The following is an 11,864-nucleotide window of genomic DNA, read 5'->3' on the forward strand; positions in this document are numbered from 1 at the left end:
GCATGAGGACATGCAAGGGGACTGGATCAATCCATCATCCATCCGTCGGTTCAGAAATCCCCGGACTGTGCGGAAGAAGAAACGGCGAGCTAGACGGCGGCTTTATGCACCACCCTGTGCGGCGCACCCGGATGTTCTGGGCGCCAGGTGGCCGGGCATTGCGTCAAAGATTACCTGTAAGATGCAATTTACAAGTTGCATTCTTCTGTGCACCATTGCATCGCTTCGCCACTCACGCAAGGCAATAGGAGACGGTTCGCGTCTTCCATATTGCCTGCAGAGAAATTCCAAACATTCCGTGTCGGCACCACTGGTGCTCTGCACGGTGACGCCATGACCCGGTATGTGCCTGGGTGCTTGGATGCCTGACAGGTACCGTCTGCGCCCCCCCAAAAAAACGAAAGGAAACTCATGAGACTTCTGACCTGCAGCAACGGATTCAACACACTGGGTTTGGCTCTGGCCGTGTTGATGGGCAGTGGCGCTGCGGTGCACGCGGCCACACCGGCAGCAAAGTGGTCCGAGCCTGCCGTGGCCACGCTGGGCGCCATCCACATTTCGGCCGCCGAAGTCCAGCAGCTCTTGCGTGCCATGCCCGAGAGCGAGCGCGCCAAGGTCAAGAGCAACCGCGAGGGTCTGGAAAACTGGCTGCGCCAACGCCTGGCCGGCGAAGCCGTGCTGCGCGAGGCCCAGCAGAAGAAGTGGGCAGAGCGCCCGGAGGTACGGGCGCGCGTTGATGCCGCCGTCAAAGACGTCACGGCCCGCGTCGTGAGCAGCAGCTACCTGGAGTCGATCGTGCAGCTGCCTGCGGGCTTCCCCAGCGATGCCGAGGTCAGCGCCGCCTACGAGCGCGCCAAGCCCCAGCTCAACATGGCTGCGACCTACCGGGTGGCGCAGATCTTTCTGCCCGTGACACCCGATGCGGATGCCGCCGCCATTGCGGCCGTGCGCACCAGGGCCTCCGAGCTGGCGGTGCAGGCGCGCACCGGGGACTTTGCGGCATTGGCCAAAGCCCACTCGCAAGACGCGGCCAGCGCGGCCCAGGGCGGCGAAGTCGGCAATCTGCCGCTGGCGCAATTGCTGCCGGAGACCCGGGAAATGGTGGCCACCATGCAGCCCAACCAGATCAGCGATCCCGTGCGCTCCACCGCCGGCTTCCATGTGCTCAAGCTGCTGGGCAGCCAGCCCGCGCGTCCGGCCACCCTGGAGGAAGCCAAGCCCATGCTGCAGGCGGCCCTGCGCGAGCAGCGCCAGCAGGAACTCATCAACACCCACCTCAGCAAGCTTGCGCCCCCTTCCAGCGTGAGCATCGACAAGGCCGCACTGGATGCCGTGCTGCAAAAAGTCAACTGATCACCGCTGAAACGCCGCCCTCCCTTTTATTCACAAGGAACAGACTGTGAGCACCAACGAATCCACCCCGGCGACCACACTCCCCACTGGTGAAATCCTGTTTTCGATGAACGCCGACCAGGTGGCTGAAGCCATCAAGGCATCGGGCTGCGCGGTCACGGCCGTCAACGACAATGGCGTGGTGCGGCTGCACAGCGCCAGCCAGGGCATAGGCTTCCAGGTGATGTGGGGCAATGCACTGCGCGAAGGTGAGTATGTGGATCTGACCTTGAGCTGCCCGCTGCGGGTGCAAGGCGGCACCTTGCCCGAAGGGCTGCTGGGTGAATGGCATCGCACCAAGCGCTTTGTGCGCGCCTCCCAGCATGGCGACTTTGTGGTGCTGGAGATGGACATTCTGGCCGCAGGCGGCATCACCCCGCAGCATCTGGCCATGATGGTGCAACTGTGGAGCCAGATGATGGGCCAGTTCTTCCAGCATGTGCGCAGCTATGCCGCCCAGGCGGGTGCACAGCAGGCTGCCCCCAGCCCACAAGAGGCAGCGGCAGAGGCTTGAGCACGCTACGCCGCTACGGCGGCGGCCAGCGCGCTTTGCCACAACGGTACGCTGCACCAATCGCCTGCAGCACCCACCCAGACACTGCGCCCGCGTGGGGCATGCAGGCGCAGCAGGCACGGCCCTTCGGGCTGCACCCCACGCCACTGGCCGATGCCCACGGCAGGCGATGCACCGGCCTTTTCCCGGCAATTGCACACCACCACCCGGTGTGCAGCATTGGCGCTGGTTGGCAGCGCCACATCAACACGGCGGTGCCGTGTTCCTGCAGCATGGCGGTCCGCTCCTGCACCCGTCACATGCAGGTGGGTGCAAGCCAGACGCCCCAGTGCCGATGCCGGTCAGTGGCAGCAGCCACCATGCGGCATCCGCTGGCAATGCGGACCGTTATTGCGGCATCATGGACCCATCAACTTATGGAGATAAGGCCCATGCGCACTTCTGCCACCTTGATTGCCCTTGCCATATCCGCCCTGGCCTCCCACGCGGTGCTGGCACAACCAGCGCCACCGGCATCACCGGTACACGCCACGTGCGAGAGCAAGCGGGCAGAGATTGCACGCGATATCGAGCATGCCAAGGCCAAGGGCCAGTCCCACCGGGTGCGTGGTCTGGAAAAAGCGCTGCGCGAAAACCAGGAGCATTGCAGCGACGCCAAACTTGCGCAGGAACATGCCGCCAAGATTGCCGCACAGGAGCGCAAGGTGCAAGAGCGCCAGCGCGAGCTGGACGAGGCACGGGAAAAAGGCAAGCCCAGCAAGATCGCAGACCGTGAAGCCAAGCTGGCCAAGGAAAGGGCAGAACTGGAAGGGCTGCGCCAAGGGGCGCACTGAATGGGAGGGGCCTTTACGGCATGGGCGGACTTTCCCATGCAACCGACCATGCCAAGGCTTGGCATGGCCGCGGCTGCGATGCCTGTGAAAGATGGCAGGCAAGCAGGCAGGCCCCTGCCGACATCGGCGCTGCCATGGCTGATGTCTGCAGTCTGTTGATTGCGATCAACTCGAAATACGGTGCCCTACCACCCAGGCGGGGTTCACAGCCAACGCAGGCAGGACTTTCCAAAAGACTGGCTTGGTTGAATCGAAGCGTGCACGGACATACGAGCGCAAGGGTCGCTCACATCGACTGCCAATGGACCGGCCCGGCGCCCTACTCCCCTGCTGAGCCTGCTCGGCCCCAGTTCACCGCCTGGTTGGCTGATGGTCAGCGCCTGGCCAAGCGCCCCTCTCGGCCGACTGCAGCCACGCGTTGACCTGGTTCATCGTGGCGCGCTCCTGATCCGCTTCCATCGTGAACCCTTGCCGGAGCTGCGACTTCGGTGCGGCACGGGCCAGTACCGCGCGGCTGTTGCCCAGCCCATAGCCCCCATGCGTGATAAAGGTGACCAATACCTTGCCCGAGAGATCGTGTACGGACAGAAATGTGCGCACCACAGGGGGCACGGTCTCGCCCCAGATGGGGAAACCCAGGAAGACCGTCTCATAGCGTGCGATGTCCGACACCTTGCTGGCCAAAGCGCGCTCGCGACCGCTGTCACGCTCCTGCCGTGCTTGCTCCACCGTTTCCAGATAGTCGTCGGGGTACGGCCGTGCCGGCAGCATCTCGAACAGGTCCGCCCCCAGCGCCCGGTGGATCAGGCCTGCGACCACCCGGGTATTGCCGGACCGAGAGAAATAGGCCACCAGTTTTTTCGATCGATGCTGCTTATTGAGAGCCTGCGGCGCAGCAGAAGCAGCGCCACCTGCGAGCGGCAGCGCTGCCATGGCAGCCATCACGGACCGGCGCACGGAATCTGTGGTCGATGGCATGGGATCGTCCTGAATGAAGAGTGAAGTACGCAGCCCTTGGCGTGGTGAAGTGAGACTTCAGCAGCGTGACCTGGGGTCACAGATGCTTGCCGTAGAACGGCGTCAACTTGGCCACCACCGCTTCCACATACCTGGGCACCCAATACGTCTCGATGTGCGTGGCACCATCGACGACGAACAATTCCTTGTCCCTGGCGCCTGCCGCCTTGGCAAACGCTGCCTCGGTCATGTAAAGGCTGTCGGCCTTGCTCCCTGCAATCATCAGCAGGGGTTGTTCAATCAACTCGATCTGGTCCGTGGCATCCCAGCGCATCAGGTCCAGCAGGCTGCTCGTCGTGTATTTGAACGTCGAGCCTGGGTGTGCGTGGGTGCGCCAGTAGTACTCGTAGCCTTGCCGGTACATCTCGAACGGCAGCGCGGCAATTTGCGCATCCGTCATGTCGGCGTCGCCGGAGTACAGGATCTTGCCGCCGGCCACCTGCTGAGCCCGAGCGTCCGAGGCCTGCTTCAGACGCTGCTGGACCGTGGCGAGCTGCGAATCGGCAAAGCCATTCCGACGGACACGCCCGGAGTTGAACATGCTCAGTGTTGCCACCGACTTGAAGCGTTTGTCGGTCTTTGCTGCCGCCAGGGAATAGCCTCCCCCACCGCAGATGCCAAGCAGGCCGATGCGCTGTGCATCGACGCCAGCGTAGGTGGCGATGAAATCCGCCATGCCGTGGATGTCCTCGATCCGGCTCGCGGGCGTGTCCACGGAGCGCGGCAGCCCTCCGCTTCCTCCCTGGTAGGCGGCATCCGCCGCAATCGTCACGTAGCCCCGCTCCGCCAGACGCTGTGCATACAGACCTGCGGTTTGCTCTTTCACGCCGCCGTTGGGGTGGGCAATGACCACCGCGGGATATCTCCTGGCGGGGTCGAAGTTTGCCGGTGTGTAGACATTCGCCACGATCTCCACGCCGTTCAGCGGGTACTTCACCGGATGGATATGGACCTTGCCCGGCTCGTTGGCGGTGATGGCATCGCCGTATACCAGCGTGAAAGGATTCTTCTTGTAGTCTGCGGCGGCGGTGGACGTTGTAAGGGTCATGGCTGAAACTCCCAGGGTTGCGGCGGAAATGGCGAGCGCTGAGGTTCCGAGAAACTCGCGGCGCTTCAGGCCGATGGCTGCATGGTTCATGTGGACTCCGATCTTTCTAAAGGGTTGGCCGGCTCAATGCGGCCAGGCAGACTCAATCAAGCTTTTTCTGGTGAAGGAAGGTAGACACCAGGCCAGCGATCTGAACGTTGTTCAGGTCGGACATAAGGAAGTGGGTGTTCCCATGGATACCCACCTGCGGAAGGTGAACAAGCCGGGCATCGCCGCCGTGCTTGTTGATGACCTCGACCCAGAGGCGGGCCATTGCCAGACGTACGCGCCAGTTGTCCTGGCCACGTTCCGTGGTGGGCTCGCTCGGAAAGTTGTCGCCGTAGTAGATGACGATGGGAATGCGGGTGAGCTTCTGGAAGTCGTCCGCGGATACGGCCTCCGGGGTCAGCGTTCCGGCCGTGCTGGGCATGGCAGCAGGCACATCGCCCGGCGGGAAGATGAAACCGCTGCCGGGCTCGAACGCAACGATGGCCTGCACCTTCGTGCTCTTGATCGCCGCCAGCCAGCCCACCCCACCGCCTTGAGAATGCGTGAACAGGATGGCCGGACCCGTTTTCTCCAGGAGCGCCGCCATGGCATCCGAGATCACACCTGCGTCATACGGCCCTGTATTCGGTGTGACCGAGCGCAGGAACTGGTCCAGCGTCTCCGGTTTGCGGTCGAATTGCACGTTGTCGAAATAGCGGGGCCACTTTCCGATCCGGAACTGGTCGAAGAACAGTTGATCGTTGGGCGTCGGCTCCATCGCTGTGGCGACGGTACTGTTGCCCGCTCGCCCGCGGCGCGGCTGGTCCACCAGGTAGACGGGAAAACCTCGGCGAAGGAACAACGTCTGGAACCCTTCTCGACCGTCCGACGTCGTCTCCCAGCTGCGCGCCGACTGGAATGCGCCGTGCAGCATCACGATGGGCAAGGGGCGCGGATGTCGCGGGATTTGATAGAAGGCGTAGAGATGGTCGCCGTGCAAGCTCTGCCCGGCGGCGGTCGGGCGGTTGTTGTCGTAGCTTCCGGGTGTTGTCTTGACCACGCCGCCTACAGCAAAACTGCCCTGGGCCTGTATCACCAGGGGACCGGATGCGGTGGTGTCTGGCGAAGCACAGCCGACAAGCAACGCCGACATGGCGATTGCACCGATAGAAAGGGCATTGGAGATGTTCATAGTCACTCTTTCGGTGCGACGGCGAGGGCCTGATCCAGCGCCGCGCCGGCACGGGCTGCGACCTCAGGGGCCACGCGTTCTGACAAGGAGAGCACCACTTGCCGCAGCTGTGCACCGGTCAGCCCCACCCGCAGGCTTGCCCGCATGTGTGACCGCAGCTGCGCTTCCACTCCCGGCATGGCTGCCAATGCTCCGACGGTTGCCAGCTCGCGGCTTTGCCAGTCGAGGTTGTCGCGCTCGAAGATGTCGCCAAACAGGTGCGCCTGCAGAAACTGGTTGATGACCGGTGCGAAATCGAAGACCGGGCCTTGGACGGGGCCTCCGGAGATTTCGGTCTGGTTCGCCTGGCCTGCAGCGATCAGGTCGCGCCCGATGGCCACGGCCTGGCTTGGCTCCTGGCCGGGCGCATCGGAGATTCCGCGCTGCTGGCGACGCTCCACCACGGTGAGCAGTTCACCCAGTGCATTGAGGCTCTTCGGAAATCCGGCATACGTGTAGAGCTGCACCAGGATTTCCTTGGCCTCGGACACCGTGAGCCCGGCGTCGAGCCCTTGGTTGAGTGCCCCGTTCAGGCGGGCCATATCGCTGCTGGCCATGAAGGCCGCGATCAACGGGATGGCACGCTGTCGGTCGGTCAGTGTCTCGGAAGCCAATGGCTTGGCGGCCGGCAGCTTCCGGCTGCATGTCGCCGGCAGCCCGGCGCTGACTGCCGCGGCCAGATAGTCTGGTTCGGAGACCTTGTCCTGCCAGGTCACTGCAGAGCCGTTCTCCTTTTCAGCAATCGCGATGTGGCGCATCGCATGCGTTGGTGCGGCACCATGCCAATGGCGCACATGCGGTGGAATGGTCACGACATCGCCTGGCCGGATGGGCTGTGCCGGCTGCCCTTGCTGTTGCACCAGCCCCAGTCCGTCTGTGACGATCAGCGTCTGGCCGAAGGGGTGCGTATGCCAGGCTGTGCGGGCCCCAGCCGAGAAAGTCACCGTAGCGCCACCCGCCGTACCTGGAGGCAATGCCTGAAAAGGGGTGCTGATGCTTACGGCTCCAGTGAACGTATCCACCGATCCTGGAATGGCCTGCTGGGATGCGGCAGAACGCACCGCCACGATGGACTGGTGCTGGGGCTGCCCCAGCACCGGTGACTGGGCCGCAGCGGCTGTGGCCCAGCCCAATGCCAGACAAAGAAACGATTTCACTGGAGCACCTCCTTGTGCTGTGCGTTGCGATGGCGATGCGGCAGGGCAATGCAAAACCAGGAGACCAGCAGTGCCAGCCCCAGCAGCAGCGCGCCGACATCCATGACCGCGGAAATACGGTGTGCGAGGGCCGAGGCACCGTCGGCATCCGAAGGGGTTGCGCTGGCAAAGACGAGCACCAGCAGTCCCAGTCCCAGAGCACCGCCGAGCTGGTGCGCGACGTTGACCAGCCCGGACGCAGCACCGGCGTCCTTGGGATCGACACCTGCGACGCCGGCAGCAGTCAGCGGAGCCAGCAGCAGACCTTGGCCCAGACCGATCAGCACCATTGGCCATGCGATGTCACGCCAATACGTTGCGGTGACATCCGCTCGGCCCAGCCATGCGAGCCCCACCACGCCCAGCAGCAGCCCGACGAGCAACAGACGTTCGTTGCCGCATCGACGCGCCAGTCTGGGAAAGGCCATGGCCGAGGCAAAGTTGGGCAATGTGACGGGCAGGAAGGCCAGGCCCGCCTGCATGGGCCGCAGATGGAGAACGCCCTGCAGAAACTGGGTGGAGAAGAACCAGAAGCCGACCGCGCCGCCCAGAAACAGCATGCGTGCGACATAAGCGCCTGCACGCTCTCGGCTGGCCAGCAGGCGCAGCGGCAGAATGGGCTGGCGCACCTTGCGTTCGACGAGGATGAAGGCGACGATCATCAGCATCCCTGCGGCCAGGCTGGCTTGGGACAAACCGTCGTGCCAGCCTGCGTCGGCGGCCCGCACCAGCCCGTAGACCACCGCCGTCATTCCCACGGTGGAGCTGATGACACCGCCCAGATCCAACCGGCCCGTATGCCGCGGCGTTTCGCCGATATGGCGGTGCGCAGCGATGATGAGAAGCAGGCCGATGGGCAGATTGATGAAGAACCCCGCCCGCCAGGAAACCAGGTCAGCGAACAGACCGCCCAGCACCAGTCCCAGGGTCGCGCCGACTCCGGCCGCTGCGGCATACAGGGACAGTGCACAGGTCCGGTCCGGGCCCTCGGCAAAGTGGGTGGACAGCAGTGCCAGCGTGGAAGGCGCCAGCACTGCGGCGCCTGCGCCCTGGATGGCGCGGGAGGTCAGCAACCAGGCTGCCGAAGGTGCAAACCCAATCGACACCGAGGCCAGCGTGAACAGGGAAAGGCCGAGGATGAACATACGCCTGCGCCCCAGCACATCCCCGGCCCGGGCGCCCAGGAGCAGCAAGCCACCGAAAGCCAGGGTGTAGGCGTTGGTCACCCAGGACAACTGCGCCGAGGTGAAGCCCAGGCTGGCCTGGATGCGTGGCAGTCCGGTGATGACGATGGAGATGTCCACCACGATCATCAGGTAGCTGGCCACGATGATGGCCAGCACGGCGCTTGCATTGCGGGTTTGCGCTGGCGTGAACCGGGTGTGCATGGCGGTCACTCAGATATCCAGTTTGCGCTCGGACATCCACTTCACGATGTCCGGGTCACGGTGTGAGAAGAAGCTGCTGGTGTTCGTGTCCAGTGCCGCAATGCGCGCCATTTCCGCGTCGTCGAGCCCGAAGTCGAAGATGTCGAGGTTCTCCGTCATGCGTTCCTTGCGGACGGTCTTGGCCAGGGCCACGACTCCGCGCTGCACCAGCCAGCGAAGCACCACCTGGCCGACCGACTTGCCATGGCGCGTTGCGATGCCGAGCAGCACTTCGTTCTGGAAAAGGCCGTTACGGCCTTCTGCAAACGGTGCCCAGGCCTCGGCCTGCACGCCGATTCCCTGCATGAAGGGGATGCTTTCCAGTTGCTGCTGGAACGGGTTGACCTCGATCTGGTTGACCGCCGGAGCAATTTCGTTGAACGACTGGATGTCCATCAGGCGATCCGGATGGAAGTTGCTGACGCCAATGGCGCGCAGCTTGCCGGCACGGTAGGCTTCCTCCATCGCGCGCCACGAACCATGGACGTCACCGAAGGGCTGGTGAATCAGGTACAGATCGAGGTAATCGAGCTGCAGCCGGCGCAAGGATTTGTCGATGGCCTGCTGCGTGCGCTCGTAGCCGGTCTCCTGGACCCAGAGCTTGCTGGTGACGAAGAGCTGGTCACGCGGCACGCCACTGGAGCGCAGACCTTGGCCGACCGCTGCTTCGTTCATGTAGGAGGCCGCGGTGTCGATCAGCCGGTAGCCGGAGTCGATGGCATCGACAACGCTGCGCTGGCACTCATGGGCATCGGCGATCTGGAAGACGCCATACCCGACGATGGGCATGTGAAGACCGTTGTTCAGGATGACATGTTGCATGCGCTGCACCTTGGGGAAGTTCGATGGCACCCACTTTAGGCAACGAACTGACATCCGAATAGATTCATTCAGGTTGTTGAATTGGCATCAATTCAATGACAATCAAGGCCATCAGGAGGCCATGCATGGCGATCAACGAGCTTCGGTCCATCACAACCTTTATCAAGGCGGCAGAGCTTGGCAGCCTGCGAAAAGCAGCCGCAGACCTTGGTATCAGCCCTCAGGCGGCGAGCAAGGCATTGGCGCAACTGGAGGCTCACCTGGACGTGCGCCTGTTCCATCGAACGACGCGCGTGATGTCGCTGACCGATGCGGGGCAGCGCCTGTTCGAAGACGTGCAGCCGGCCGTGACCGGAATGCAGCGGGCGCTGCAGTCCGCCAGGTCTGCAAGGGATGAATTTGCGGGCCCCCTGCGCATCACGGGGCCGCGCACCACGTTCCAACCGATTCTGTGGCGCCTAGTCGACGAGTTCTGCGACATGCATCCAGGGATTCAGCCTGACGTCTTGCTGGACGACCGCATCGGAAACTGGGTGGAAGACCGTGTGGACGTAGGCTTTCGCCTCGGCCCGTCGCCCCATGAGGGGGTGATTGCACGGCGGCTGTTCCCGGTGCAGTTGCCCATCTGCGGTGCGCCTTCGTACTTTGCAAAACACGGTGTGCCCGAGTCACTGGCGGATCTGGCCGCGCACCGCTGCAGTGCCTATCGGCATCCGAGCACCGGCAAAGTGCTGCCGTGGCGGGTGAAGATCGACGGCCAAGCCGCCGACCAGCCTGTCGTCCCCACCATCTGCAGCAACGATGAGTTGTTTGAGCTGCAAGCGGTTCTGGCCGGGAAGGTACTGGGCCAGCTCGCCGGCGTCACCGCCGCCCCGTTTATCCGCTCCGGAGCACTGATACCCATCCTGGTGGACCACATGCCGGACTACGCCAGCTATTTCGTCTACTTCGGGAGCCGGTCATCCCAGCCCGTGCGCGCTCGCGCCTTCATTGATCTGGTGGTTCAACGCCTGGTGGACAGCCCGGAATATGTACTCAGTCCGGACGAGCTTCGAGGCGAAGCCGGGAGATCAAGCCGCGCTTGAGTCTCGGTCCGTGCGCTCAGGTAGCAGCATGCGATTGCGGAACCATGGGCTGGGCAACTCATGGGGGCGAGGCCCATGCGCACCTTCGCCGCCATTGCTGTATCCCCCCTGACCACCCATGCCGTTCTGGCACAACCGACACCGCCGGTGCATACCATGTGCGAAAGCAAACCAGCAAAGATTGCACGCGACATCGAGCATGCCCAGGCCAAGGACCAATCCAGCCGTGTGCGTGGCCTGGAAAAGGCGCTGCGCGAAAACCAGGACCATTGCAGCGACGCCCAACTTCCGCAGGAACATGCCGCCAAAATTGCTGCGCAGGAGCGCAAGAACGCCAGCGCAGCCTGGACGAGACACGGGAAAAAGGCAAGCCCAGCAAGGTCGCAGACCGTGAAGCCAAGCTGGCCAGGGAATGCACTGAGCGGGAGAGAACTTGCCTGACTGGCCTCTACGCGATGAGGCCATGCATGCAACACGGCTTGAGCTTGCGGATTCTGTCTGCTGGCCATAAGTGGACAGTCAGCGTTCTTGCTCAACGGACTGATTCAGGCTGATAGAAGACAGTCGCCTTGGCGCGCAAGGTGATCCACAAGCGCGAAGCAGTTTTCACTCCTCATCGCCGTGAAATTCTTCGTAAAGGTCCGCCAGGGACTGGCCGTTGAACGACCAATACAACTTTGAAGCTACACCACGGCTAACGATTTCAGGCATGAGCTTGAGGGAGACGCGCTGCAATGAGGATTCCTCACCTTGGTAGATCACCGTGTGCGGCCCGGCAATCGTGGCAGTCGTGACGCCATCCCTGAACGTGATGACATCGCCGACCTTCAGGCCAATCGCCACATAGTCAATCTTTGGACGCATTTTTCGCTTGTCCTTGACTGCGGATTCAAGTGCTTCGGGGTCTGTCTTGGCCTCCGCCTGTGCCTCCACTTGGGCTGTCACGACCTTGCCCTGGTGCAGCAGCTCCAGAATGGCCATGACCTGACTGGGCTTGGTTCTGAAAAACTCGCGCGAAGGATTGATGCGGTCGGGAGCAAACGCACGATGCAGGGCCTGCTCGACTTTTTTGGCATCCGGCACATTGCAGGCATAGACACAATCGAAGGGAAGCGGAACCGCGCTGCTGCTCCCCAGGGATGCGATGCGCTCGCCTGCATCCGAGGCTTTCGTCATACCGATCTTGACGATACCGGGCATGGCCGGATTCGTAAGCACGTAGACCGTCTGAAGTTCCTGCTGCGAGTGCATGTCGTCCATTTTTTCTTTCGG

The 11,864-nt window shown here is 63.0% G+C and carries 12 protein-coding genes; 5 read left to right on the forward strand and 7 right to left on the reverse strand.

Annotated features, from left to right (window positions below; translation table 11 throughout):
- The first annotated feature begins 411 nt into the window (after positions 1–411).
- The 3 genes from B3349_RS00540 (at position 412) to B3349_RS00550 (ending at position 2,739) form a co-directional block, all read left to right on the forward strand.
- A complete protein-coding gene (locus B3349_RS00540) occupies positions 412–1,353 on the forward strand; it encodes a peptidylprolyl isomerase (protein ID WP_291585478.1) in 942 nt (313 codons plus the stop codon).
- A 46-nt stretch (positions 1,354–1,399) separates the two neighbouring features.
- Entirely contained in the window at positions 1,400–1,906 is a 507-nt protein-coding gene (locus B3349_RS00545) for a YbjN domain-containing protein (protein ID WP_291585480.1), read from the forward strand.
- A gap of 431 nt (positions 1,907–2,337) precedes the next feature.
- On the forward strand, positions 2,338–2,739 hold the full coding sequence (locus B3349_RS00550) for a DUF1090 domain-containing protein (RefSeq protein WP_291585482.1): 402 nt from the start codon (positions 2,338–2,340) through the stop codon (positions 2,737–2,739).
- Between the two features lie 351 nt (positions 2,740–3,090).
- Here the strand turns inward: B3349_RS00550 and B3349_RS00555 are convergent, their stop codons facing one another.
- From B3349_RS00555 to B3349_RS00580, 6 genes are all read right to left on the reverse strand, one after another.
- Positions 3,091–3,717 carry a flavodoxin gene (locus B3349_RS00555; RefSeq protein ID WP_291585484.1) on the reverse strand — a complete coding sequence of 209 codons (627 nt, stop codon included), beginning with the start codon at positions 3,715–3,717 and terminating at the stop codon, positions 3,091–3,093.
- Positions 3,718–3,793: 76 nt separating this feature from the next.
- A complete protein-coding gene (locus B3349_RS00560; protein WP_291585487.1) occupies positions 3,794–4,894 on the reverse strand; it encodes an alpha/beta hydrolase in 1,101 nt (366 codons plus the stop codon).
- 52 nt (positions 4,895–4,946) lie between these two features.
- Positions 4,947–6,023, reverse strand: a complete 1,077-nt coding sequence (locus tag B3349_RS00565; protein WP_291585489.1) for an alpha/beta hydrolase — start codon at positions 6,021–6,023, stop codon at positions 4,947–4,949.
- A 2-nt stretch (positions 6,024–6,025) separates the two neighbouring features.
- Positions 6,026–7,219, reverse strand: a complete 1,194-nt coding sequence (locus B3349_RS00570) for a (R)-mandelonitrile lyase (RefSeq protein ID WP_291585491.1) — start codon at positions 7,217–7,219, stop codon at positions 6,026–6,028.
- Complete coding sequence (locus B3349_RS00575) at positions 7,216–8,646, reverse strand: MFS transporter (RefSeq protein WP_291585493.1); 1,431 nt, start codon at positions 8,644–8,646, stop codon at positions 7,216–7,218. The genes B3349_RS00570 and B3349_RS00575 overlap by 4 nt, the downstream gene beginning before the upstream one ends.
- A 9-nt stretch (positions 8,647–8,655) precedes the next feature.
- Entirely contained in the window at positions 8,656–9,507 is an 852-nt protein-coding gene (locus B3349_RS00580) for an aldo/keto reductase (protein ID WP_291585495.1), read from the reverse strand.
- 125 nt (positions 9,508–9,632) lie between these two features.
- On the opposite strand from B3349_RS00580, the gene B3349_RS00585 reads away from it, so the two are divergent.
- Together B3349_RS00585 and B3349_RS00590 are read left to right on the forward strand one after the other, a co-directional pair.
- Entirely contained in the window at positions 9,633–10,592 is a 960-nt protein-coding gene (locus B3349_RS00585) for a LysR family transcriptional regulator (RefSeq protein ID WP_291585497.1), read from the forward strand.
- 75 nt (positions 10,593–10,667) lie between these two features.
- Positions 10,668–11,033: a DUF1090 family protein gene (locus B3349_RS00590; protein ID WP_291585499.1), complete on the forward strand. Its 366-nt coding sequence runs from the start codon at positions 10,668–10,670 to the stop codon at positions 11,031–11,033.
- Between the two features lie 165 nt (positions 11,034–11,198).
- Here the strand turns inward: B3349_RS00590 and B3349_RS00595 are convergent, their stop codons facing one another.
- The gene (locus B3349_RS00595) at positions 11,199–11,852 is read right to left on the reverse strand and encodes a GIY-YIG nuclease family protein (protein ID WP_291585502.1); all 654 of its coding nucleotides are present in this window, start codon (positions 11,850–11,852) and stop codon (positions 11,199–11,201) included.
- Positions 11,853–11,864 lie beyond the last annotated feature (12 nt).

The sequence above is a fragment of the Comamonas sp. UBA7528 genome, from assembly GCF_002479375.1.
In the GTDB taxonomy this organism is placed as follows: Bacteria; Pseudomonadota; Gammaproteobacteria; order Burkholderiales; family Burkholderiaceae_C; genus Comamonas.